At 30.5% G+C, this 25759-nt stretch carries 17 protein-coding genes; 1 reads left to right on the top strand and 16 read right to left on the bottom strand.

Going from position 1 to position 25759, the window contains the following annotated elements; genetic code table 11:
- Window positions 1-6: 6 nt before the first annotated feature.
- The 10 genes from FDT66_RS11930 to FDT66_RS11885 form a co-directional block, all read right to left on the bottom strand.
- Complete coding sequence (locus FDT66_RS11930; RefSeq protein ID WP_138536833.1) at window positions 7-1203, bottom strand: T9SS type A sorting domain-containing protein; 1197 nt, start codon at window positions 1201-1203, stop codon at window positions 7-9.
- 51 nt (window positions 1204-1254) lie between these two features.
- Window positions 1255-1602, bottom strand: a complete 348-nt coding sequence (locus FDT66_RS11925; protein ID WP_138536831.1) for a hypothetical protein — start codon at window positions 1600-1602, stop codon at window positions 1255-1257.
- Window positions 1603-1621: 19 nt separating this feature from the next.
- Complete coding sequence (locus FDT66_RS11920; protein WP_138536829.1) at window positions 1622-3367, bottom strand: Calx-beta domain-containing protein; 1746 nt, start codon at window positions 3365-3367, stop codon at window positions 1622-1624.
- 247 nt (window positions 3368-3614) lie between these two features.
- Entirely contained in the window at window positions 3615-4493 is an 879-nt protein-coding gene (locus FDT66_RS11915) for a sugar phosphate isomerase/epimerase family protein (protein WP_138536827.1), read from the bottom strand.
- 9 nt (window positions 4494-4502) lie between these two features.
- A complete protein-coding gene (locus tag FDT66_RS11910) occupies window positions 4503-5936 on the bottom strand; it encodes a sulfatase (RefSeq protein WP_138536825.1) in 1434 nt (477 codons plus the stop codon).
- Window position 5937: 1 nt separating this feature from the next.
- Window positions 5938-7530: a sulfatase family protein gene (locus tag FDT66_RS11905; protein ID WP_138536823.1), complete on the bottom strand. Its 1593-nt coding sequence runs from the start codon at window positions 7528-7530 to the stop codon at window positions 5938-5940.
- Complete coding sequence (locus tag FDT66_RS11900) at window positions 7531-8799, bottom strand: purple acid phosphatase family protein (protein WP_171032379.1); 1269 nt, start codon at window positions 8797-8799, stop codon at window positions 7531-7533.
- A gap of 10 nt (window positions 8800-8809) precedes the next feature.
- The gene (locus FDT66_RS11895) at window positions 8810-10603 is read right to left on the bottom strand and encodes an alpha-L-fucosidase (RefSeq protein ID WP_138536819.1); all 1794 of its coding nucleotides are present in this window, start codon (window positions 10601-10603) and stop codon (window positions 8810-8812) included.
- Between the two features lie 3 nt (window positions 10604-10606).
- Complete coding sequence (locus FDT66_RS11890; RefSeq protein ID WP_138536817.1) at window positions 10607-12193, bottom strand: sulfatase-like hydrolase/transferase; 1587 nt, start codon at window positions 12191-12193, stop codon at window positions 10607-10609.
- A gap of 58 nt (window positions 12194-12251) precedes the next feature.
- Window positions 12252-13652, bottom strand: coding sequence for a sulfatase (locus FDT66_RS11885; RefSeq protein ID WP_222927920.1), 1401 nt, complete (start codon window positions 13650-13652; stop codon window positions 12252-12254).
- A 260-nt stretch (window positions 13653-13912) separates the two neighbouring features.
- Between FDT66_RS11885 and FDT66_RS11880 the strand changes: the two genes are divergently transcribed.
- Complete coding sequence (locus tag FDT66_RS11880; RefSeq protein ID WP_138536813.1) at window positions 13913-17359, top strand: T9SS type A sorting domain-containing protein; 3447 nt, start codon at window positions 13913-13915, stop codon at window positions 17357-17359.
- Window positions 17360-17430: 71 nt separating this feature from the next.
- Here the strand turns inward: FDT66_RS11880 and FDT66_RS11875 are convergent, their stop codons facing one another.
- Genes FDT66_RS11875 through FDT66_RS11850 form a run of 6 tightly spaced genes read right to left on the bottom strand, consistent with a single transcriptional unit; the run spans window position 17431 to window position 25662 of the window.
- Entirely contained in the window at window positions 17431-19104 is a 1674-nt protein-coding gene (locus FDT66_RS11875) for a sulfatase family protein (RefSeq protein ID WP_138536811.1), read from the bottom strand.
- Window positions 19105-19107: 3 nt separating this feature from the next.
- Complete coding sequence (locus tag FDT66_RS11870; protein WP_138536809.1) at window positions 19108-20154, bottom strand: hypothetical protein; 1047 nt, start codon at window positions 20152-20154, stop codon at window positions 19108-19110.
- Window positions 20154-21884 (bottom strand): endo-1,4-beta-xylanase, encoded by a 1731-nt coding sequence (locus FDT66_RS11865; RefSeq protein WP_138536808.1) that lies wholly within the window; start codon window positions 21882-21884, stop codon window positions 20154-20156. The genes FDT66_RS11870 and FDT66_RS11865 overlap by 1 nt, the downstream gene beginning before the upstream one ends.
- Window positions 21885-21889: 5 nt before the next feature.
- Window positions 21890-22735 carry an alpha/beta hydrolase gene (locus FDT66_RS11860; protein ID WP_138536806.1) on the bottom strand — a complete coding sequence of 282 codons (846 nt, stop codon included), beginning with the start codon at window positions 22733-22735 and terminating at the stop codon, window positions 21890-21892.
- Window positions 22736-22741: 6 nt separating this feature from the next.
- Window positions 22742-24157, bottom strand: a complete 1416-nt coding sequence (locus tag FDT66_RS11855; RefSeq protein ID WP_138536804.1) for a sulfatase — start codon at window positions 24155-24157, stop codon at window positions 22742-22744.
- Window positions 24158-24216: 59 nt separating this feature from the next.
- Window positions 24217-25662, bottom strand: coding sequence for a sulfatase (locus FDT66_RS11850; RefSeq protein ID WP_138536802.1), 1446 nt, complete (start codon window positions 25660-25662; stop codon window positions 24217-24219).
- Window positions 25663-25759 lie beyond the last annotated feature (97 nt).

Raw genomic sequence — 25759 nt, 5'->3', positions numbered from 1 at the left:
TTACATTTAGTTTTTAATTAATTTCCTTGTTGTTTTATAGTTGTTTGAATCTAAAATTTTCATAAAATAAATTCCAGAATTTAAACTTGAAATATTTAAAGTATTATCTTTAATATTACTTGCATTCAAAATATTTTTTCCTGTAACATCAAAAATTAGCACTTTTGATATGGTATTCTTAGTTTTAATGTTGATGATATCTGTTGCAGGATTTGGGTGAATAGATAAATTTTTAGTAAATAAAACTTCTTCATTTGTAGAAAGTGTAGCGTTGTTGCTAAATATAATACTATCTATTTCTAAATCTCCAGCAGAAGCCTTGTTGCCATTATTAGAATCTCTAATAACTAGTTGAAAATCTTGCGTTAATCCTGTCCACTCTGTTTTACCAGTTAAGTCTATGGTTAAAACTTCAAAATCTGTTGAACTTGTATTTATTGATTCATTTGTTCCTATATAGGCTGTATAATTATCTCCAGAATGTCTAAACTGAAATCTTAAGCCATCATTTGTTGTAGAATTATTTTTGTAAGTTACATGTACATATTTATTTGTAGTGGCATCTATATTATTTGTAGACTGTACAATTTTAGCAGCTTCTCCAACAGTTGGAGTTATAGTTAAAACACCAGAAGAAACTGCTATTGTAGCACCTGTTGGTTCCCAACCTTCTGCATCTGTATCAAAATTATAACTTTCTTTTTCTTCTCTTGGAATCTCGCTAATAAATGAAATTTTATCAATCTCAACTGTTTCTCCAGTAGAGGTATGGTCAGATCCTCCGTTAGATCCATTATCCTCTTTAAAATGAATTTTAACGTCGTTAACGGTTCCTGTCCAATTTGCATTTGTAACATCTATATAGTAGGTTTTAAAATCAACATCATCTTTTGTAATTACGGTTGATTTATATATTCTACCTCCACCATCTTTAGGATATGAAGCACGCATAAATGTAGGTCCGTTTGCACTAACTTTTACGGTTATTGCTACAATTTTATTAGTTTCAGCATTTACAGCTGCTGCATCTTGAACCAAAATTGGATTTGAGTTTCCATTGGTAGTTAATGTAACTGAAGTAGCATTTACTGTTAAATCTGATGAGGAAGCAGACCAGCCTTCTGCATCATTAGTAAAATCCCAAGATTGGGAAAAACCTAAAACAGGAATTAATAATAAAAATAGAAAAGTAGTTTTTTTCATATTGTACTTATTTTGTTGTTAGTATAAATAAAAATAGGGGCTTTTTTCTGTTTATTCGTCTTCTTTACCTTCTTTACGTGCTTTTTTTTGTGCTTTGGTTAAAATGTCTTTATAAATTTTTTGGTTGTGTTTTTTATTCACTTCTTTTTTATCTTCTTTACTCGCATTTTTTCCAAGTTTTTTAATTTCCATTAAGCGCTCTATTTGAATAGCTTTAATTTTTGCTTTTTGGTCATCAGACAAACCTAATTTTTTATCACCAGCTTTTATTTGATTGTCTAGTTTTTGAACTAATTCTGTTGCTTTTTCTTCAACTTTCTCTTTCATTTTTTTTGATTGAGAAAAATTTGCTGTTGAAAAACCTACTAAAAGAATAAGTGTAAATATTACTTTTTTCATGATATTATTTTTTTATTAGTTATTTTGAAACTGCTTTTATATTGTCAAATCTCCAGCGAGTTCTGTAGTTAGAATCGTCTATTGTTTGATTTACTCTAATTGCTATGTAAAAATTTGCTGTAGTAGAAATACTGAAGTTTTCTCTTTTGTAAGAATTGTTTCCAAAACCTTCTCCATTCATGTCTGAAGCTGTTTCTGTACCCATAACTGTCCAATCGCTTTCAGTAAATGTGCCTGAGCCATCATAAGTTTGTGACCAATAGAAAGTAACTGTTGCAGAATTTTGATTTCTAAAAGCATAAGCTGCATCTATAGAAACATCAATGTCTCCAAAACCTGTTAAAAGTGGGGTAATCACTACGTTGTCTAAAATTCCATTTAGAGAAGAATCGCTTCCTGTATTGTAAAATAAATTTAAACCATTGTCTGAAGCTTGACTTACGTCATTCTCATCACTAAAATTACCACTGTTATTAATAAGACCAATTAATTTTGTAGCATCTACAGTTTGCGTTACCAATACATTTTGATACTTTAATACATCATTTAAATAAGTATCAGAACCATCAAAAGATTCAAACGTTTCTACATAATTCAATTGTGATGGATCTGGGTCATCATCTGTTATTGTAATTGTAATTTGTTGTTGGTCTACACCTGCATCTAATCCTCCAGAAACAGACGTTATATCTAAAATTATAGTTTCATCTCCTTCAAAATCTGTATCATCTGTAATTGGTATATTTAAACTAGCTGTTGTAGCACCTGCTGATATCGTAAGTGAATATGGATTTGTTGAAGAACCATCAAATGTAAAGTCTGTACCTACAGTTGTTGTTCCAGAAGCAGTTAGCTCTATTGTTGCATCTGTAGTTGTTGCTTCAGATAAGTCGAAATTAATAGTTAATGTGCCAGCATTTTCTGCAATTGTTGTTGTATTAGAAGCATTAAAATCTACAACAGGGTTTGGTGCTGCATCATCATTTACAATGGTTATAACACTTTCTTTGTTTGGGCCTATGGATAAACCTCCTGTAACTTCTTCAATGGTAAAAGTCACCATTTTATCTGCTTCAAAAACAGTATTATCAATCGCAGAGATATCAAAACTTGCTGCTGTTGCACCTGCTGGAACTGTTACTATAAATGTTCCAGAAGTCTGACCAGCAACTGTATAGTCTGTTCCATATACTGCATCACCAGAAGCTGCAATAGAAATAGTTCCTCCGTTTGTAGATTCTTGATTGAAAGGAATATTTATAGTTGTAGCATTTGATGCATTTTCATCAATTGAAGCAACAGCGTTTTCAAAACCAGCAATAGCAATCAAAGGATTGTCGTTTTCTAGAATTGTAAAAGAAATTGTTGTTTTGTCACCAACTTCAATAGCTCCAGAAGCACTAGTCATGGTAATGGTTAACGTTTTGTCTTCTTCAATTAGCTCATTGTCAACTGGAGAGATTGTGAATACAGAAACTAAACTTCCTGCTTCAATATCCAATTCAAAAGAAGCACTTTCTGTACTTGTTGTAAAATCTGTTCCGTAAGTTCCTCCAGAAATTTCAATATTTACTTTTCCACCAGCGTGATTAAAATTATCTAAACCAATATTGATGTTAAGTGCACTTGTTGCGTTTTCAATTTCTATTAATTCGGTAACAGAAAAATTGGCAATAGCCGTTCCTGTATTTTCATTTTCTGTGTCTTCACAAGAAGATAAAAAAAGAAAAGTTACAATAGTCAGAAGTAAAAATTTAAATTTCATAAGTTGATAGTTTTTGTGTCGTAACAAAAATCCCTAAATAATGTTTTTAAAAGGTTTAATTATAGTCGGATAACGTTTGATATACGTAAAACTCTCACTAAAATATGAAGAAAAAAGCATTTATCAAGAAAAAAATAAGAATATTAACTAAATAATTTTAATTAACTAAAGATAAGAAATTGATGAAAATTAAACCTAAAAATTACAATATTAATAAAAAAAGGAGGTTTGGAGAAAACTATAAAAACTATTTTTTTGCTGTAAAAAGTTGTTGCAATCCATCAAAATTTTGTTGTAAAATAATTTCTGGATCACCACCTTTTACATGTCCTAAAATTCCAAAAGGACCAGAATAATTTAAGCCTAATAATTGCTGAATCATGTCTTTTTCTAAATTACCCTTGCCAATTGTAATTATTTTTTCGCCATTTTTTTCCATTCCATTTAAATTTACACACCATAAATACGGAAAGATGTTCTTGATATTTTGACTGTAATTTTCTAATTCTTCATGTGCATGATGAAAATTGAAAATGATTCCCAAATCTTCGTTAGGTAAAGATTTAATTATTTTAAGTTGATTTTCTGGATTTCCAAACCAACCTCCATGATTGTATAACGCAATTTTACAACCTATTTTGCTAGCCTTTTTAGATAGATATTCAATCATATCTTTAGATTGATTAAAGGATGCTGAATCTGATAACTTATCAAAATAAGTAGGCTGAAATCCTACCCAAATTTGAGTTTTTAAACCAACTTCCTTTAAATTTTTAAAAATAATTTCGCTTTCTGGTTTTAATTTCCCAACACTGTCTTTATTCAAATTAATATACAACCAAACTGCTTTTATGTCAATCCCTTTTTCTTTTGCCAACTGCCATTCTGTTTTCATTGTAGGAATGTGCTTTGGGCGATTTCCATACGCATATTGATTATACCCCAAACGTTCTAACATTTCTAAACGCTCTTTTGGTGTACGTTCTTTAACATCAAAACCAACAATAGACCAAGGAATTAAATTGGATTTTGCAAAAAGAGATGTATTTAAATTATTTTTTTTATCAGAATTTTTACATCCAACAACGCTAGAAAGAATAAAGAAAAAAAGTATTAATTGCTTCATTTTTATTATTTAAGATTTTTTATAATTCGGGTTTATTTTTGGGTTTTCATATCCTGTTTCTTGTTTCCATTGTTTCAATGTGGCTTTTAATTTAGAAACTATCTGTGGATTTTTCTTCGAAACTTCTTTCGTTTCATAAGGATCTTTGTTCAAATCATATAAATAATAGGTATCACTTTCCACAACTTCTGTCATTTTAAAACCATCCATTTGTATGACGTTTACCCATTCACTCGCAAACGCTTTTCGCTTTTCATTCCACCTTGCATAATTGGTATATTGCCAAACTAAAGCATCTCTTTTTGTTTTTGTTGTTTTTCCTAATAAAATTGATGAAATATCTTCACCATCTAACATATAATTTTCTGGTTTAGTTGTATTTGTTAATCCCAACAAAGTTGGATAAATATCAACGTGAATAATAGGTTCTGTAGATTTAGAACCTGCCTTAATTTTATTTTTCCATGTAAAAATATAAGGAACTCTAATTCCGCCTTCTAAAGTTTGTCCCTTTACACCTTTGTAAGGTTGATTAAAAATATTGCTTTCGGTTTTGTAATGTCCATTATCGCTTGTAAAAACAATAATTGTATCATCTTCTAAATCTAAATTTTTTAAAGTTTGCAATAATTGTCCAACGCTTTCATCTAAACTTTTAATCATTGCCAAAACCTTAATTTCGTCATTACCAACATCCTTATTTCCTTTTAATTTTTGTTTAAAATGTTTCAGATATTCAGCTTTTGGTTCTAAAGGTTTGTGGACTAAGTAATAAGGGACATAAGCAAAAAATGGTTGATTTGATGCTTTTGATTTTTTGATAAAATCAATAGTTTTTTTTGTAATAAAATCTGCTGAATATTGTGTGTTATCAACATCCTCTTGAAGTGGTGAGGTTTTAAAGTTATAATGATTTGTAATTTCAAAACCCTCATCAAAACCTTGATTTTGTATTTGCAATTCATTTTTACCTAAATGCCATTTTCCGTAAGCAGCAGTTTTATAGTTATTGGTTTTCAATGCTTCTGCAATGGTAATTTTATCTAAAGATAAACCAGCTCCAGAACCTTTTACTTTATTTATTTCTGGAGGTAAAAACTGCATAGCTTCTAATGTTTTTTTATCGCTTTTATAACGATCTGCAACTCTATACACTTTATGCCTTGGAACGTATTGTCCAGATAATATTGATGCTCTTGAAGGCGCACAAGTAGGATCGTTTGAATATCCATTTGTAAAATGCATTCCTTCAGCAAAAAGGTTATCGATATTTGGAGATTCTACCAAATTATTTCCATAACAATTAAGTGCATTTATACCTAAATCGTCTGCTAGAATAAAAAGTACATTAGGCTGTTTTTGTTTGTTTTTAAGGCTAGATGTTTGTGCTTTACAACTTTGAAAAGCAATTAATACTAGTAATAATGTAGAAAGTTTTCTCATGTTATTTTTGCTTTTTCTTTTTCATCCAGAACAATTCTTTCCAAATTTTTGGACCATCGTTTTCTAAAACTTCACCTGTTGTACTTCTTCCATTTAAAATGATTTGATTTAGAGCTAAAGTCAACTCTTTTTTCTTTTTAGAAAAGGAATCATCATAAAATAAATTATTGGTTTCTGATGGGTCTTCAGCAATATTAAACAAATAACTCTTTCCTTTTTTTGGGTTTAAATCCATTTTCCAATCGTCTTTTCTAATTGAAAATCTACCTGCAAAGTTGGTATACACAGAAGCTTTTCTCTCGTAATTATCTTTCCCTTTTAATAGTGATAAAATACTGTAACTATCTACTCCTTGATTTTTATCTGTTTTAGCATTTACCAATTCTGCACAAGTCGCATATAAATCTCCCAAAGAAATGGTTGTGTTGTTTTTTGTGTTTGGTTTGATTATGTTTTTCCACTGAACAATAAAAGGAACTGTATGACCACCTTGATGCAGTGTTGCTTTTCTACCTCTTAAATGTGCACTTGGTTTGTGATGGTACTTTTCCTCAAACTCAATAGGAAAAGATGATTTTGAAGCACCATTATCTGCAGTAAAAATGATAATGGTATTTTCTTCTAATCCTTTTTCTTTTAAAGCATTAACAATTTGTCCAACTGTCCAATCTAATTCTTGGATAAAATCACCATAAATTCCAGCATCACTTTTTCCTAAGAATTCTTCTCTTGGATACACTGGCGTATGAGGTGCAGTTAAAGGAATGTATAAAAAGAACGGATTTTTAGATGAATAATTAGTAATATAATCTACAGATTTATTGGTTATATCTAGCATAACTTGTTCTGCTTTAAAATCTGCAGCTTTATCTCCTTTTCGTTTTAATTTTTGTCCGCCAACCAAATCATTTTTTCTTCCACCAGGAAAATTATTACTTTTTCCATCAGGTTTCATAGTTTTAGTAGGAATGGTAATTAGCTTGTTGTTTTCTGAATAAACGTAAGGAGGGAAGTCTAAAGAGGCATTTAATCCGAAGAAATAATCGAAACCATTATCTGTTGGTCCACCAGAAAAAGATTTACTGTAATCTACTTTTTTACTGATATCTTCTTTAAATTGATAAGGATTTTTAGCAGTCATTTCCAATACTTCTTCATTTTTAAACTGCCAATTCCAACCCAAATGCCATTTGCCAATCATTGCAGTTTGGTAACCATTTCTTTGCAATAATTTAGGTGCAGTATCTTTTGAATCTTCAATTAATGCTTTTGAATAGCCATCTAAAACTCTTGCTTTTAATTTTGTTCTCCAAGAATATTCACCAGTAATAATACTATATCTTGATGGTGTACAAACAGACGAAGTTGTATGTGCGTCTGTAAAAGACATTCCGTTTTTGATTAATGCATCAATATTTGGAGTGTTTACTTTTGCATTAGCATTTAAGCCAGAAATATCACCAATTCCTAAATCATCGGCCAAAATGTAAACAATGTTTGGTTTTTTATATCCTTTTTTTGATGATACGTTTTCTTTCTGTGCCGAACACAAAAAGAATGATAATCCAAAAATTATATGTGTAATTTTCTTCATTTATTTATTAATCACAAATTCATCAAAAGTTTCCCCTGTGTAAGAGTTGATTCCTTTAAAAGTTAATGTTTTCTTTTCAATAGTAATCAATCCAAAACTTGGTACGTGTTCAGAATGTGCTACAATGGTTCCATCATCACAATTTTCAGAATTGTTAGCGTCTGGTTTCCATTTTTTATTGATTTTTCCTCCAGCACCAATAGTTACAGAAATAAATCTGTTTTCTAAATTTTTATAGTTTGTTTGATTTGTCTCTGATGCATCTACATTTCCAAAAGCATCATAAGGTTTTAGTCGCTCGTAAGTATGTGCATGACCATTTAATACTAAATCTACACTATTTTTTGCAAACACATCGTAAAGACCTTTTACATGCTCATAATCATTTTTGTACGTACAACTTTTTCCATTGTGGTGTAAATAAACAACAATCCAATCGTATGTATCTTTATTTTCTTTTAAGGTTTTTTCTAACCAAATGGTTTGATGTTCGTAGTCGTAAAAATTACCATCTCTAGAATCTAATCCTATAAATAACGTATTCGCGTAAGTGAATGAATAATAATATTCTTTGTTAGGTAAATTCCACTCTTTTTTAAAGTTCTCATCATGATTTATACTTAACCAATCATGGTTTCCTGCAACAGGATAAAAAGGAATATTTTTAAAGACTTCTTTAAATGGCTTAAATAAATGATTATCGTAATTTTTACTTTCACCTTTTGGATACACAATATCTCCTAAACCTAAACCAAAGTCAGGTTTAATTGCTAATTCTGTAATTCGGTTTGCTGGTTCTTTCGCAAAACTACTTTTTTCTTTTGCTCCAATATCACCTAATGCATAAAAGCTAAAAGCTTGATTTTTATTTGATGGCGCAGTTTTAAAGTAATAATCTTTTCCTGTAGCTAAAACATGCCCATTAGAATAAATGGAATAGTTGTAAGTTGTGTTTGGTTTTAACCCTAAAATTGAAACCTCGTTAAACATAAAACCTTCATGAGCCGTTAAATACCCTTTAACGATTGTTTTATCTTCAGTTCCATTTTCTGAATAAGATACGTAGCAATTTGTAACTATTCCGTTTGTTTTCCATGTAATAATAGCAGATTCTTCGCGAACTTTTTGCAAATACGGCTCACGAACCAATTCCGGCTTTACGCCAATCACTTCAGTGATTGTAGTTGAGTTGTTTTTTACCTTGCTTACTGAGGTACAAGAAAGAAATGTTATCGTTAAAATGCCAATTAAAGTTAATTGCCTAATCATAATATTTAATTTATTCATAAACGTTAAAAGCTGTAATTTGAATATTTTTCGTGTTTTCTAAAACGTTTAAACGAATTCCATAAATCGCATTTCCATTCAATTTAATTCGTAAACCTTCTCCAATTGTTTTTCCTTGATAACAAGTTTTCCAATTTCCGATATTGTCTTTTGTTTCAATAGTAAAATTTCGTACACAGTGTGAACGCATATTTTCACTTAATAAAACCGTTTTTACTTTTTTAGCCGATTTAAAATCTAAACTTAAACTTGGGTTTTTATCATCTTTTGAAGGTTCCCACCAAGATTTTAAGTGAATACCTTCACTAAACACATTTCCTTTGGTACTGTAAATTACCTCTGGTTTGTTCTTAATTTTTATAAATGATGATGAATTTACATCAAACTCTTTTTTAGCAATTGTTATTGCTTTCCATGTTTCAATTCTTTCAAAATTTGATGGGTTTTTGGCTAAAGTTAGTTCAACAATATTATCTAAATTTTTATCAAATTCAGATTTATCAAAATGAAGGATTAATTTTCCATTTTTAATTTCATAGTTCTCAAAACCATCTGTAATGCCTTTTGCAGCTATAATTTCTGTTGGTAATTTTGGTAATTCTATACTTGCAAATGCATTATTTGCTCTTTTTTGCAAAACGTGAATGTACAGTTTGTTTCCAACTTGAGTAGAAGCTCCATAATCGCCACCAATGTATATTCCTCTTCGTGTGTTTTTTATAGTTTTGCCGTATTTTTTAATCCAATCTCCAACTTTTTTGGCTTCAATTGCTTCTTTTTCTACAAATTCTCCTTTTCCATTAGGTCCTAAATTTAATAATAGATTCCCACCATTTCCAGCAACTTGAATTAACATTCCTAAAACAGTTTCATAAGGTTTAATAGGACCTTTTGGGCTGTATAACCATTTATCTGTCATGGTTAAACAAGCTTCCCAATAGCGATGATGATTTACGGGACCTAAACTTTGTTCTGGCGTATCATAATCTCCTCTATCATTTAATGGCCAACCAAAACCAGTTCTAGCATTGCTTATAATTCCTGGTTGCCATTTTTTTAGGTCTTTTAATACGTGATAAGAATCCCATTGCCAATATTTGGTTGCTAAATGATCCCAAAACACACCATCAATTTTTCCATATTCTGTGAATAATTGCTTAACATGCTCTTTCATGTATGGTAAATAATTCTCGTAATGTTTTTCACGTAAATTGTCTGGATGCGTCCAATCTGGCTGCGAATAATACCAAAATAATTTTACACCAGCTTTGTGCGCAGCATCAGCTAACTGTTTGCAGATATCTTTTCCATAAGGCGTATTCATTATAGAATAGTCTGTGTTTTTTGCATCAAAAAAAGTAAAACCATCATGATGTTTTGCAGTAAATACAATGTATTCTGCTCCCCAATCTTTTACTTGTTGCATCCATTTGTCTGCATCAAAATTTTTAGGATTAAACTTCTTGTATAAATTGTCATAAACTTCTGGTACTACACCATTTGTTGCAGGTTTTCCAGCTCCTGGTCTTTCTCCAAATCGTCCCCAACTTAGTACGTTGGTTTTTAACAAGGCTGGTCCCCAATGTACAAAAATGCCCAATTTTGCATCTTTAAACCATTGCATCTCTTTATCTGTTGCGAACAATTCTCTTTGTTGAGCTGCAGTAACATACATCGAAGAGTCTTTGGCCTCAAATTGCCATTGCTCTTTGTAGTTTTTATTATTTTTTTGAGCGAAACTTATTAATGAAATAGTTAGTAAAGCTAGAAGTAAGAAGTTTTTCACAATTTAATCTTTATCCAAATAATTAGGTATTCCATCTCCATCTAAATCTCCTTTTCCTTCTTTATCATCAGGAATTCCATCACCATCAGCATCTCTTACTAAAATTTTACTTTTGTCTTTTAATTCAAAAGGTTTTGTTTTTAATAAGGCTAAACAACCATCTGCCTCTCCAAAACTTCTAATATTTCTTGAAAATTTATGTAATAACGGAGCGTATTTTTCTTTTTGAGTAACTGCTAAATTTTGAGTTTCATTTGGGTCTTTTTCATAATCATACAATTCATATAGATTTTCTCCACCTTTTTTATTAACCCATTCTATATATCTATATTTTCCTTTAATTCTGTAACCATAACCCAAACCACGTTGACCTCTATACAATGTAATGGCTCCAATTTTTACTTGTGCTTCCGTATCATTTAAAATTGGTACTAAACTTCTCCCTTTAATTGATCTTCCATCTGTACTGTTTTTATTTTTAGGCTGTTCTGGAATTTTTAAACCAGCTAATTCACATAAGGTTGGATAAATATCAACTGTTGATACAGCAGAAAATGTTTCTCCTTTGGCTTTTGGATTTCTTGGGTCTATAATAATTAATGGTGATGATGATGCAACTTCTAAATTAGAGTGTTTATTCCAACGACCATGTTCTCCTAAAAACAAACCATGATCTCCCCAAAGTACAATAATTGTATTATCTGCAACACCTAATTCCTTCACTTTTTTCATTATCATTCCTATTTGTGCATCAACGAAAGAGGTACATGCGTAATAACCTTGTTTTAACTTTAGTTGAAAATCTTCGTTAATTAATCCAGTTTCTGGATTCATGTTTTGTTTTACATCTTTTCCTTTAATGGCATAGGTTTTTAAATCATCACGTCCAATAGGAGCTTTTTGATTTTCAGCTACTTTAAAGTTTGTGTTGTCATATAAATTCCAATATTTTTTTGGAGCAATAAAAGGTTCATGTGGTTTCTTAAAACCAATTGCCATAAAAAATGGGGCATCCTTTTTTGCTACTTTTTCGAGTAATTTAATTCCTTCAGTTCTAATAATTCCATCTACATAAGCTTCATCTGGTAAATCTTGAAAATCTAAAGCAATATTTTTTGGATGGTGACCTCCTTTTGGTGCTAAATAAGGAATTGTCCAAGAAGCAAGATCATCTCCATCTTTACTTTTACCATCGCCTACAGTTCTTGGATCGTGAATTTTACCAGCAGCAGCAGTTGTATAGCCATTATTTTTGAAATGTTGTGGCAGAAAAGTAACGTTTGGAAGTTTTCCGCGAATTGGCTTAAAACCAATGACACCTGTTTCTTCTGGCATTAAACCTGTTGTAATTGCTGCTCTTGAAGGTCCACAAACAGCATATTGCACTTGATGATTTCTAAAAGTAACTCCTTGTTTTGCTAAAGCATCTATGTTTGGCGTAATTGCTTGATTATCGCCATAAGCGCCTAAATTGGTTCTTAAATCATCAACAAAAATTAATAAAACGTTAGGTTTACTTTTGTCTTTGTTTTGTGCAATACTGTTTTTAAATCCTAAAACTACTGTGAGTATAAGTATATAATATTTCATATTTTTAATTGAGTTTAGTAACTATGACTTCAAAATCGTGCCAAAGTTTAAAGTATTATTATTCGCCATCAATATTTTTCTTATAGGAAGTATGCAGAATCTGTTTTAAATCAGCCACAACCTCTTTGTATTCTGGAAAATTTACAACATTTATATTTTCTGCTTTATCTATCTTATGATCGTAAAGCATTGATGTTATTGTTGAATTGTCTTCTGGTTTAATAAATTCGGTATAACTAAAATGTGGTGTTTTTAAAGTAAAACCATTTCCTTTTTTAATGAAAATATGGTCTTTACCTTTTATTTTATCATCTTTTAAAACGGAAACCAAACTTTTACCATCTAACTGATTTTCTGGTAATTGAAGATTGCACAATTCTGCTAAAGTTGGATAAACATCAACCAATTCTACCAAAGCATTTCTTTCTCCAGTATTGTTAGAAAACGGATTGTATATAATAAGCGGAACTTGGGTTGATGTATTATAATTAGTAAATTTTGCCCATTGAGTATGTTCTTGTAAGTTATAACCATGGTCTGAAACCAAAATTACAATCGTATTTTTGTCCAAACTTTGATTTTTTAATTCCATCAAAATCTTACCTATAAGCGCATCTGTGTAGCTTACCGTAGCATAATATCCATGAATTAAATTAATAGCTAAACTATCTGAAACCTGACCTTCTTTTGGAATATTTGAATAAGCACGCATTTCTGGCCAGTTACTAATACTCATTTTTGGAGCATTTTTAGGAATGTAATTGTAATTTGCTGGTTGTTTTAAGGTATTTCTATCGTATACATCCCAATATTTTTTTGGCGCATTAAATGGTAAATGCGGACTGATAAATCCTGCTGTTAAAAAGAAAGGTTTATTGGCTTTTTTCAGTTTTTTAAGATCTCGAATTACTTTTTCGGTTAACAAACCATCAATATAAACGGAGTCGTTAACATTTGCTTTTTCATAAGCAGGCCCAGTATTTGTTGCTTTGTATTCTTTAATGTTTGCTTCATTTTGATAATCTTTCCAAAGCGATTGCCAATAATCTGTTGGTGCTAAACCTTTATCATTAGCATCAAATGCATAAGGTCTCCAAACTTCATTCCAATCGTTTTCTCTGTCATCTAAGTGATGATATATTTTTCCGTTAGAAATGGTTGTGTAACCATTATTTTTAAATAATTGAGGTAGTGTAATTGCGCTAGGAGTTTCCTTTTCCACAAATGTGTCGTAGTTTAAAAACCTTTTTTTTGTAGGTAACATTCCCGTTAACATACTTGCCCTAGAAGCTCCACAAACTGGCACATTACAATACGCATTTGTAAAGTTTACCCCTTTTTTTGCTAATGCATCAATATTTGGAGATTGTATTTGTTGTACTCCAAAGCTTCCTAATTCTGGGCGTAAATCATCCATATGTAACAAGAGTACATTTGGTTTTTGATTATTTTCCTTCAAATTTGAATTATCGCAAGAAAACAATAAAATCAAATTAGCTATAAGTATAAGTTTATGTAAATGTTTAAAAATCATTGTTTCGATTCATTTTTTTTCAAATTTAAAAATATCTAAATTCAATAAGGTTTCAAATTTGGCTCAATGAGAGCAAAAATCGTCAGTTTTTATAATGATTTCGATAAAAAACAAACCTAATTTGCTTATAACAAAACCTTTTTAAGGATAAAAAATAATAATTTTGAGGATATACTTTTTACACAATGAAAAAAAATTACTTCTATCGTATTTTACTGTCAACAGCAATTTTTCTTTCATCTTTTAGCCATTTTGCTCAAATGGATATGATGAATGCGATTCCAACGAACTTAACAACACATACAGCCGTAAAAACAGGCTCTTGGTTTGATGCTAGTACATGGAGTACAGGAACAGTTCCTGGTGAAGGTTCAATTGTTTATATTCCAGAAAACACTACAGTAAATTATCAAGGAAGCTCTTCTGCACATATTTTTGCAATTCGTGTTGATGGAACTTTCAATTGTACACAAACAAATTCAAATCAAACAACTGCATTAAAGTTCGATACTTTTTTTGCAACTCACACGTCTTATGTGAAGTTTTTAGCCAATAATCCTTCAGATGGAAAAATAGAAATAGAAATTGCTCCTTTTGATATTGAAGGGTTTAAAGCTGGAACAAATAATTGGTCATCTGCTATTAAAAATCATTTCAAAGATGGTGAAACTGTAACTTTTAAAACCAGAACAGGTCAAGGTGATGATAGATATAATACAATTCAGCAAGCAAATAGCGGTGATTTTAGAATCAATGAAAGTACAGGAACTACAGTAAATGATGGAGAAGGTGTTTTAGGGCGTTACAGTTGGGATCCTAAACAATTAAGTTTAGGCATGGTAACTATGGGACAACTTGAAATTATTGGACAATCAAAAACCAATATGATAAAATTATCTGCAAATGCAACTTCTGGAGATAATTCAATTCAACTTTCAGAAACTCCTATTGGTTGGAAAACAAATGATGATATTATTATTACAAGTGGAGGAAATGCAAACACGTCAAAAAATGGTGAAGACCAAGTAAAAATTAATGCTATTTCTGGAAATACTGTTAGTCTAAAATCAAATTTATCTAAAAATCATCAAGGACGACCTGCAGATGATTTGCATTGTTATGTTGGAAATTTAACAAGAAATATTGTGTTTTCTTCTCCAGTTACAAATACTGTAACAAAAAGAGGTCACGTGATGGCAATGCATAATGATACCAATGTACAAATTAAAAATGCACAGTTTAAACGTTTAGGTAGAACAGATAAATCTAAATTATTGGATGATTTTATTTGGAATAATTGGTTAGAACCAAAAGTATTTATCTCAAAAATATCTCCTTTAGGGCAAGAAATTGCAGAAATGAGAGCAATTCCTGTGAATGAAGTTACAAATCCAAGAGGAAGATATTCTATTCACTTACATAAATTAGGTACAGTTTTCGGCTCAAAAATGGCACAAGTTACAGGAAATGTAGTTTGGGACAATCCAGGTTGGGGAATTACACATCACGATTCTCATGCAAATATTTCTGAAAATGTTGTGTATGACGTAACTGGTGCAGGAATAGTTTCTGAAACAGGAAGTGAAACAGGAACTTGGGATAACAACTTAGTAGTAAACATTAAACAAGGGCATAATACAGATCCATACACAGCATCACTACATCATGATGATTATTTATTCTCTGGTCAAGGTTTAGCCATGAAAGGACGTGCTGTCTTATGCAGAAACAATGTAATTGCCAACGCAATTCGTGGAGTTGGCGTTATTAACATGAATAATTCAATTAATAATTTAGACAGATTAGATGCAAAAGCTTTAGCGGAAACAAGAGGAGAAAAATATAAAGTGGATAATTTTCCTTTAAGTAAAAATGGCTATAGTAAAGAAGGTGATGGTGTAATTCCTTCTGAAGCTTCTTTAATTATGGAAAACACTACTGTAATTGATTCTAATATTGGATTGCGCTCTATAGAAAGAGACATGGGTGTAAATCACGAATCTCGTTCTATTTTTGATAAATTTAAAGTTTGGGGAGCAAACACTGGTTTTTTAATCAATTATCAAGCAGATTATTCTTTTAAAGATGTTTTTATTTCTGGTAAAAATCCAAATAATTCTTTGGGAATAGATATGTGGAAACACTCTCACAACCAAACATTTGAAAATATAAAAATGGTTGATTTAGAACATGGAGTGAGAGTTTCTAAAACTGTTTTAAGTACTTCGCAAGGAACAAAAACAAGAAATAATGGTTTTACACCTTGGATTTTTGTAAACCTAGAAACATCTAATGTGGGTGATTTTTATGAAATTGTAGTTGATAATCCAAGTGTAGATCCAAGTTTTAGTTATACAGAACATCCAGATAATGTGATTCATTTAAATAGTGATGAAATTACATCTAGACCAACTACATTTACCATTTTAGATGATACTACCTTAGAAGTAGATTATGCAGCAACTGGAGAAAATGCATTGCGTTTTGAAGTTGATGGAATTATTACGGACGATTTTGGAAGTTACAATATGGGAATCCAACAAGCGTTAGCTCAAGGAGATTTACGTTTTGGTTATCCAACAAGAATTTACCAATTTGCATCCAAAGCAAAGTTTGAAGAATACTTAGCAGAAAATGGAGTTTACAAAGATGAAAACGATAATGATCAACTGTATTTTATCATTCCTGAAAGTTTACCAAACAGACGTACTTTTAAGTACACTACTTTTCCAGTAAGAGTAAAAATTAAAAATGCGCCAAATTCCGGTGTTTTTGCAAACCCTAAAGTGGAAAGCGAAATAGATCTTCAGCCAAAAAATCAATTAATAAGTAGGTTTGCTAAAGTTTCTCAAAGTAGTACAAAAACAAATTTCACCTATAATGATGGTTTTACAGGCGAAGTAACTATTGATACGTCTGCAGAAAAAGCTATTGATGGAAATAATAATGGACGAGAAAACGCACAATATTATCAAAGAGGTTTAGTGCCTGTGGGAAGTTTTTCTCATACTAAATTTGACTCAGAACCATACTATGATTTAGATTTTGGTGAGCAAAAAGTAATTGCTTTTTTCGATATTTGGAATACTGTAGAGTTAAATGGAGCATCAATTGAAACTGTTTCCAACCATTTTAAAAACTTTTCTGTTTTTATATCAGATACGCCATTTACAAGTACAACTTTTGCTGGTTCAAGAGCAGAAGCAGATTTCGAGTATCAAAAAGATGGTACACCAACAAGAAAATTTTCTCAAGACAATTTGAACGTTATAGGAAGATATATGAGAATACATTCTTCTCATCCAACAAATCAAAAATTAAAGTTTGCTGAAATAGAAGTGGTTGGTAAAACATTTGATGGAACACTTTCTACAGAAGAAGAAACTCTAGAAACACTAATTCGTGTTTATCCAAATCCAACAGATAATCTTTTAACTATTAATTTAGATAAAAGCTATACCAATGTTTCCATACAAGTGGTAAATTTAATAGGACAAGTAGTTTCTAAATATACTTTTGAAGATGTAAAAACTACTCAAATAGATTTATCTAATACATCAAAAGGAATTTACATTGTAAAAATTAAAGGTGATGGAAATTTAAACATCGCAAAAAAAATAATTAAGAAATAAAGAAAGCCCCAATTTTCTTTTAACAATAAAAAATCAGTAGCGTTTTTACTCACTACTGATTTTTTTTATGACTATATTTTTTCCTTTAATATTTCACTTTCTTTAAAACCAATTCGTTGTGCAATGGTATAAATATAATTTCCTTTTGTAGTGGAAAATGGCTTTGTATATAATTTCCAATCACTATTAAAGTCAAATTTTTCATTTGGATTGTCAGAAACTATATAAGCTATAGAAGCACCTTTTGTGGCAGATGATAATGAAATTTTATCGTTAGAAAGCTCAATAATAACATTTTCAGTAGTAGGTTGTTCAAAATTTGGCCACATTTTATTAATAAGTACTACTTCTGGAATTTCTCCTAAATCTATGCGATTTTCTTGATGCTTTTTTAATGTATTTCTCATTTCTACTAAAACAGACTTATAATCTGGGCTACTAGCCAAATTATGTATGTTTTCAGGGTCTTTTATACAGTCATATAATTCTTCTTCTGTTTTGGTTTCAAACCAAATTTCTTGGGTTTCATTCAGTTTATTTTCTTCTTTTAACTGTAAGAAAACTGGCATCATGGGTACATTTTTTCTATAACCAACATCTTTATATTTTGGTAAATTGGGAAAATAATTTTTCAAGTATAAAAATTGCTTATTTCTTACAGCACGAATTCTGTCTGTAAATTCATCAAACCTGTCTGAACTCCCAAAAACATAGTCTCTCTCTTCTGATGTGAAATCGCCAGCAAACGATTTTCCTTCCATGTAATTTGGTGGTTTAACTCCTGCAATACTTAACATGGTTGGTGCTAAATCTACAAATGAAATTAATCTGTCTGTTCTTCCTTTTTTATCATCATTTATACCTTTAATCATAAAAGGTACTTTTAAACCAGAGTCGTAAATTTCTCTTTTTTGTCTTGGTAAAGGTCCTCCATGGTCACTGTAAAAGAAAATAATGGTATTGTCGTACAAACTGTCTTTTTTTAGTTGATGGATGATGGCACCAACTTCTGCATCCATCAATTCTATATTACTATAATGTCTTGCAATCGTGTTTCTTGTTGCTTCATTATCTGGAAAATAAGCAGGTACTTTTACATCATCTGGGTTTACAGTTAAAGGTAAATTGCTTTTTTTCCACAATTGACTTTCATGTGTGGTTCCAATATTGAATACAGAAAAGAAAGGTGTATTTTCTGGTTTATTTTTCCAATGTGCTTTTGGATTATTTTGATTCCAAGCTGTTACTGGTGCTGCAAACTGATAATCTGTTTTTTGGTTATTGGTTGTAAAATATCCTGCTGCTTGAAGATACTCAGGAAAGCATTTTACAAAGTCTGGAATTACAGCTGCATATTGACGAATTGAATTATTTTCAATGTCGTTTCTTTGTGTTTCTTCACTATTTTTATAAGTTCTTTTTCCCCAACTCATTACATCTTGTCCAGTTCTCATGTGCATTGTACCAATGGTTGTTGGGTACATTCCTGTAATTATTGAAGATCTTGTTGGCGCACAAACACCTACCACAGCAAATGCATTATCGTAAATTAAACTTTCTTTCGCTAAAGCATCTAGATTTGGGGTTTTTGCAATACTATCTCCATAAAACGATAGGGTAGGACTGATATCTTCTGTAACAATCCATAAAATATTGGGCTGCAGTTTTTTTGTTGATTGATTGGGTTTTTCTTTAGTTTTACAAGAAATAAAAAGTATTAAAATTGATATATATATTATTTTCATAAATTAGAAAGTATATGTTTTGGAAGGACTAAATTGCTCATCAAATAAAACCCAATCATGTCCACTTGGAGAATAAGGATATTTTTTAACAACAGATGGATTTGAAGGATATTTTCCATTTTTATAAACCAATTGTCTAAAACTTTCTCCAGATCTTATTAGCATATTTTTCCAATTATTAGTTGTTTCTTTTTGCAAGAAAAGTGGCGTTTGCATTACCGAAAATTTGGTAATTATTTTAAAATTAGCGTCTAATAACAGCATATTACAACCACCAGAACCACAAAAATAAGGAGTTATAAAATTGATGAATATTTCTTTTTTACCATCATTATTTAAATCTACTTCTGCTAACTGAAATTTCCTGTCGTTTTCTGTTAGAATGTTTACATCAGATTTTAGATAATCTTCTTTGAAGAAAGTTGCTATTTTTTTTGCCAATTCATCATTTTCTGTAAAATCCATGTATTTAGAATCTTCATCTTTAAAAATATTTTCTAAAATATATTTATTTATTTCTTCGATATAAATAAGATTATATGAGTAGCCGTTTTCTTTTCCATCTGAAGTAAATGAGCGTTCAATTTTATTGTCAGAAAATGAGATTTTATCTGTATTTACCTCTCTTAAATGATTGCTTTCATTTACTTCTATTTTATAAATACTTTTATTTTTATGAGAAGCAAAACCCATCAAATCTATATTTCCAGAGTCGTCTGTTGGAAGAATTTTCAGGTAATATTCTTTAAAATTATCGTTGTTGATATCTAATTCTGCACTAGATAAAACTTGACCTTCAATTTCAAAAGTTTCATCAAAATTATTCTCTAATCCTTTTGTATAAATGTGTAGTTTAGTTACTTCACCATTAATTGCTTTTATATGAAAAGTATAATTGTTTGTTTGGTATTCTTTTTCGTAAATTGGTTTTAGTGTTTCTTTTTGTTCAACTTCTTTGACTTTTGGAAGAGCGGTTGAGGTTGTTTCTTTTCCTGTTTGTTTACAAGAAAAAGTAAAAACCAAAAAGATTAATATTATATAATTTTTCATTAAATTTCAATTTTAAATTTTGAAGCAGCTCTAGGTTTTAATTCAAAAGTTCCTGTTTGAAGAATTCCTTCATCTACAAAAGAATATTTGTAAGTACCATAAAAACCTCTTTCTGTAAAAATACCATTTTGGTTTGTAATACCGTTTAAATTTGTTTTCCAAGCATCATGGACTAGAGAAAAATAAGCTTTTCCCATAACTCCAATTTCGCCTTCTGGAGTAAAAATATCCACTTTTTTTCGTTCATCATCTGTAGAACCCCAAAAAAGAAACTCTGAAACGTTTGGGTGACTAAACGCAGCAATCATAAAATCTTTAGTGTACTGCTCTCTAATTTCTGGATCTTGCACATCCATTGTAAATTCTGAAATTCCAATTTTTTTACCTAAACCAGCATAAAAACTAAGAATTTCTAATACTCGTTCTGGAGGTGTTAAATCTGTACCAATATGACTTTGTATTCCAATTCCTTGAACTGCGTTGTTTGTATTTTCGTCTATACGTTTTATAAAATCGTAATACCATTGTTGTTTTTTTGTATCAATTCCTCCTTTGCTTATAATTCCGTATTCGTTTGTAAATCTTTCTATATTTGGATATTCTTTTGCCAATTTTATAAATCCGCTATATAAAATATCTTCAGATCCTGTAATTTTTTGTAAATCTTTATTGGTATACGCTTCATTTACAACATCCCAGTGAGAAACCATGCCTTTTGTTTCTTTTAAAATGTTATCTAAGTGGCCTGCCATTATTGATTTTACCTTCTCTGGATTGTTTTTATTTTTTTTAATTTCTGGTGTCAAATAATTAAAACCTGGCCAAATAAGTACATGACCTTTAACTTCTATATGATCTTTATTTAAAATTTCTAGTGCTTTTAATGTTTGTTCTTTTTGTTTGTCATTCCAACGTTTAATTTTTAAATCGTTCGCTAAAACCACCAAATCAAAAGCTGTTTTAAATTTCTGATAATCTAATGAATTAGAAACTACATTTTTTGCATCTAAAGCACCACCAAAACCAAAATGATGTTTTACCAACTGTACTTTAATTGTTTTATTTTTTAATGGTTTACCATCTCTGTAAATTTCAACAGAAAAGTTCCCTTTTCTTATCGCCTCAATTCTACCTAATGCGTCTTTTCTCCATTTAGCATCAGGTGCTATACCATCATAGGTAATTTTTGTTTTTGGTAATCTATTAATATCTGTTCCTTCTTTAAAAACTTCAAACTTAATGTCTTTTATTAAGAAAGATTGTGGTCTAAAACCAAATTGCATAACTAAAGCTAATTCTTCTTTACTCACGTATTTTGTGGTTTGAAAAGGCATATAATACGTTTGCCATTCTGATGACAAACTTTGTGTGATAGTAATATTGTCTTTATAAGAATTAGATTGACGAAATAACCAAAGTATTTTTGCTTCTCCCGTTTCTAAACTTGAAATTTCTGTTTTTGCTTTGTAAGAGAGTAAGAAAACTCGATCTTTTTTATAGGATTTTTTTTGAAGTGGGATGCTCGATGCAAAATTATAAATGAATTTTGGTTGCTCTTTTGTTTCTATCAAAAAAGTACTGTCTTCTTGGGTTGAAACTGCGCTACCTTTTCCTTTTGATTTTATGTATTTTAATTGATCGTAATCAACAAGGTTTTCTCCTGTTGGCGTTTTTTGAGCGTAAATCAATGAAGTTAAAAATATAAAAAGTACTAAAATTGTATTTTTCATGAAATTTATTTTAAAGTTGGTTTGCCTTTTAAATACCCTAGTGATGCTAAGAATTTATCCGTTTCAACTAATGCTTTAATAAAATATTCTCCCCTATTAAAAAAAGAATGCTCTTGACCTTCATAAAGGAATAAATCACACCTGCTTGACACCTCATCCATTTTTTGTTTATATAATTTAGAGGAAGCTACAGGTGTTGTTTTATCTTTTGTCCCAAAAAAGATAATTGTTGGAGGAGCATTTTCTGTGATATTATGCAGTGGAGAAATTTCGAGATATCTTCCTTCCATTCTTTTATACCCAAAACCATTTTTACTATTGTCATAGACAGGATTAAATAAAACAAGTGCGTTTGGTTTGGAGCTAATTGACAGATCTTCGTCTACATTATCTAATTTTTCAATATTTCCACAAGCTGAAGCTAAATGTCCGCCAGCAGAACCACCTCCAGCAGCTATCATATTTGGATTAATATTCAAGTATTTGGCATGTTTCCTAATGTATCTTATAGCAGATTTTGCATCTTCAACTGCATCAAAAGGAGTTGTGTTATGCTTATTTTTAATTCTGTAATCTGCAGAAATTGCAATTAAACCTCGAGAGGCTAAGTATTTTGATTGCCTACTAAAAGCTTTGTAGTTCCCAGAATTCCAACCACCACCATGAAAAAATACAATACAATTATACGTGTTTTGAAGATCAAAATTCTTTGGTTTATAAATATGAAGATTTAAATTTATAGTATCTATTTTTTTATATACTATGGTTTCTGGCTCAATATCTGGAATGTAATTTTGAGCATTTGTCCCCAAAAAAAATAAACACGTAACTATACAAATAACAAACCTCATATCCTTTTAAAATTTTGATTTCCATGTATTTAATTCTAATAACATTGCTGTCGCTAAATCTGGCATTTTTGTAGCCAAATTGTTTTCTTCTGAAGCATCATTGGCAATATTGTATAATTCTACTCGGTTTTCTTCATACCAATGAATCAATTTGTAATCGCCTTTTCTTATGGCAGAAGATTTTGTGTCTCCAGTATTTACGGGTCTTGCTTTAGAAGAGTGCCAAAAAACGGTTCTATTGTTCCAAGTTTCTTTGTTTTCTAAAATAGGTAAGAAACTTTTTCCATTTGTATTTAGTGATTTATTTGCTGTAATATCTAATAAAGTTGGAAAAACATCCATCAATAGTACTAAAGATTCATTTTCTGTTCTAGGTTGAATTTTATTGGTCCATTTTACAAAAAGTGGTACTTTAATTCCACCATCATACAACCAACCTTTACCTGCTCTTAATGGGTAATTTGATGTTGCTAATTGTCTTTTTTTAGTACCATCGTTAGACAAACCTCCATGGTCTGAAGAAAAAATTACAATCGTATTCTCATCAATTTTTAAATCTTTTAGCAGCTGTAATAACTTGCCAACATTTTCATCCATAGTTTCAACCATAGCTGCATATTTTGGATGATCTTGACGCATTTTTGTTCTTCCAGTACCTTCTTTTATATATTCTGGTTGATTTCCAAAATCGAAGTTTTTAATTTCTTCTTTATTTCTTGCAATATCTTTTTCTTTTGCTTCCAAGGGTTGATGGACTCCATAAAAAGAAAACATTGCCATAAATGGTTTGCTTTTATCAGCATTGGTAATGTATTTTGCAACATTGTCTGTCATTACGTCCATTAAATAATCACCTTCTTTACTTACTTTGTCAACATCTGGAATTGGTGATTTATTTGATTTTCCATTTCCCTTTTTTTCATTAAAAGGATACAAAAAACTTATTGGCGAACCTGCATGACCTGCTGCAAAGCTAAAATCATATCCAAAATCTTTTAAACTATTCTCATCACCCAAATGCCATTTGCCAAAATAAGCGGTTTGATAGCCTGAATTTTTAATGTTTTTTACAAAATTTTTGTTATCTGCAATATCGCTCATTTCAAATCCATCATCTGGAACATCACCGTTTTTTACAGGATAATTTCCAGTCATCATTGCATATCTAGATGGTACACAACGTGGATAATTTGCATAGGCATTATTAAAAATTACAGATTCTTTTGCAAGAGCATCAATATTTGGAGTTTGATATATTTTACTTCCATTGATACTTAAATCATGAAAACCCAAATCGTCCACATGAATAATGAGAATGTTTGGTTTATCTTGAGAGATATCAGATTTAGTAACAGTAGTAGTTTTACAACTATAAATTGTTGTAATTAAAATCGAAAAAAATATGGTTTTTAAAATTTTCATTTGTTTAAAAAGCTGAAAGACTTCAAAAGATTTCAGAAACTTTTAAAGTCTATGAGTCTTTATTTTTTGTTTTTCTTCTTCTTTTTATTTTTCTTTCCTTTAGCTTTTTTACCTACATCTAAACGTTCTGGAACTAACATTTCTTTTTTCCAGCTTTTTAAAGTAGCTAAAAGTTGTGCTGTTTTTTGAGGTTCTTTTGTAGACAAATCATTTTCTTCACCTATATCTTTTTTAAGGTTGTACAACTCTACTTTATCTGTTCCAATAAATTGTATTAATTTATAGTCTCCAGAACGCACAACTGCAGCTTTAGAATCTCCAGTACTATGTGGTCTTGCTTTTCTTGAAATCCAAAAAACGGTTCTGTCTTTCCAATTTTCTTTTCCTCTTAAAACATTTGCATAGCTTTTACCATCTACACCATCTACTGTTTTATTTATTGCTAATTCTAATAAAGTTGGAAAAACATCCATTCCTAAAATGATAGACTTATTATCTACATTTGGTTTTAGCTCTTTAGTCCATTTTACAAATAACGGAACACGAATTCCACCTTCATACAAATGACCTTTTCCTGCTTTTAAAGGAAGATTGGTAGTTGCTAAATGACGTTCACCTTTATGACCATCATTAGACAAACCTCCATGATCTGATGAAAAAACAATAATGGTGTTTTTATCAATACCTAAATCTTTTAGCGTTTTTAATAATCGCCCAACATTTTCATCTACATTCTCAACCATACCTGCATAAGCAGCATCATCTTGACGCATTTTACGTCTTCCTTCACCTTCTTTTATATATTCTGGTGTGTCACCAAAATCGATTCCTTTTAATTGCTCTTTATTTCTAGCTTCGTCTTTTGGTTTTGCTTCAATTGGTGTGTGTACAGCATAATAAGCCAAAACTGCTAAAAATGGTTTGTTCTTTGGATTGTTTTTGATAAAATCAATAGTGGCATCTGTCAACAAATCTGATGCATAATCACCTTCTTTTCCATCTTTCTCTAAGTCTACAACTTGCTCCTTGTGACGTTTACCTTTAGCATTAAAATTAAAAGGATAAAACCTTGAACCAATTCCTCCAGCTCTTCCTGCAGCATAGGTATGTGTAAAACCAAAAGGTTTTGGTTCGCTTTTTCCTTCTCCTAAATGCCATTTACCTACATAAGAGGTATTATAACCTGCATTTACAAATTGTTTTACAAAGTTTTTTTCTTCTGGAATTGCACCTAAATTTCCTTTGTTTTCGTTTACAGGATAAGTGGCAGTAATCATACCATATCTTGATGGCGTACAACGTGGATAACTACTATACGCATTTGTAAAACTTACAGATTCTTTTGCCAATTGATCTATATTATCAGTATTGTACAACTGCGAACCTGTAAAACTTAAATCGTGATATCCTAAATCATCTGTATGGATAATTAAAATATTTGGTTTTGTTTGTCCAGTTATGGAAAAGGTAAAACAGATTGCTATTAAAAGAATAATTTTTTTCATGATTTATAAAATTAATTAAGTCTATATTAGACTTGCTATTTTTATTTTAGTTTAATTCATTAATTGTGCCAAAAAAAGCGATAATTTTAATCATCGC

Source organism: Polaribacter aestuariivivens, from assembly GCF_005885675.1.
Lineage (GTDB): Bacteria > Bacteroidota > Bacteroidia > Flavobacteriales > Flavobacteriaceae > Polaribacter > Polaribacter aestuariivivens.
The sequence above is the reverse complement of the archived record's forward strand: the minus strand, read 5'-3'. Positions and strand labels throughout refer to the sequence as shown.

Excerpts from the sequence above, each read along its gene's own strand:
- FDT66_RS11930 (WP_138536833.1), bottom strand. The coding sequence starts at position 1,203 with ATGAAAAAAACTACTTTTCTATTTTTATTATTAATTCCTGTTTTAGGT.
- FDT66_RS11925 (WP_138536831.1), bottom strand. The coding sequence starts at position 1,602 with ATGAAAAAAGTAATATTTACACTTATTCTTTTAGTAGGTTTTTCAACA.
- FDT66_RS11920 (WP_138536829.1), bottom strand. The coding sequence starts at position 3,367 with ATGAAATTTAAATTTTTACTTCTGACTATTGTAACTTTTCTTTTTTTA.
- FDT66_RS11915 (WP_138536827.1), bottom strand. The coding sequence starts at position 4,493 with ATGAAGCAATTAATACTTTTTTTCTTTATTCTTTCTAGCGTTGTTGGA.
- FDT66_RS11910 (WP_138536825.1), bottom strand. The coding sequence starts at position 5,936 with ATGAGAAAACTTTCTACATTATTACTAGTATTAATTGCTTTTCAAAGT.
- FDT66_RS11905 (WP_138536823.1), bottom strand. The coding sequence starts at position 7,530 with ATGAAGAAAATTACACATATAATTTTTGGATTATCATTCTTTTTGTGT.
- FDT66_RS11900 (WP_171032379.1), bottom strand. The coding sequence starts at position 8,799 with ATGATTAGGCAATTAACTTTAATTGGCATTTTAACGATAACATTTCTT.
- FDT66_RS11890 (WP_138536817.1), bottom strand. The coding sequence starts at position 12,193 with ATGAAATATTATATACTTATACTCACAGTAGTTTTAGGATTTAAAAAC.
- FDT66_RS11880 (WP_138536813.1), top strand. The coding sequence starts at position 13,913 with ATGAAAAAAAATTACTTCTATCGTATTTTACTGTCAACAGCAATTTTT.
- FDT66_RS11875 (WP_138536811.1), bottom strand. The coding sequence starts at position 19,104 with ATGAAAATAATATATATATCAATTTTAATACTTTTTATTTCTTGTAAA.
- FDT66_RS11870 (WP_138536809.1), bottom strand. The coding sequence starts at position 20,154 with ATGAAAAATTATATAATATTAATCTTTTTGGTTTTTACTTTTTCTTGT.
- FDT66_RS11865 (WP_138536808.1), bottom strand. The coding sequence starts at position 21,884 with ATGAAAAATACAATTTTAGTACTTTTTATATTTTTAACTTCATTGATT.
- FDT66_RS11860 (WP_138536806.1), bottom strand. The coding sequence starts at position 22,735 with ATGAGGTTTGTTATTTGTATAGTTACGTGTTTATTTTTTTTGGGGACA.
- FDT66_RS11855 (WP_138536804.1), bottom strand. The coding sequence starts at position 24,157 with ATGAAAATTTTAAAAACCATATTTTTTTCGATTTTAATTACAACAATT.
- FDT66_RS11850 (WP_138536802.1), bottom strand. The coding sequence starts at position 25,662 with ATGAAAAAAATTATTCTTTTAATAGCAATCTGTTTTACCTTTTCCATA.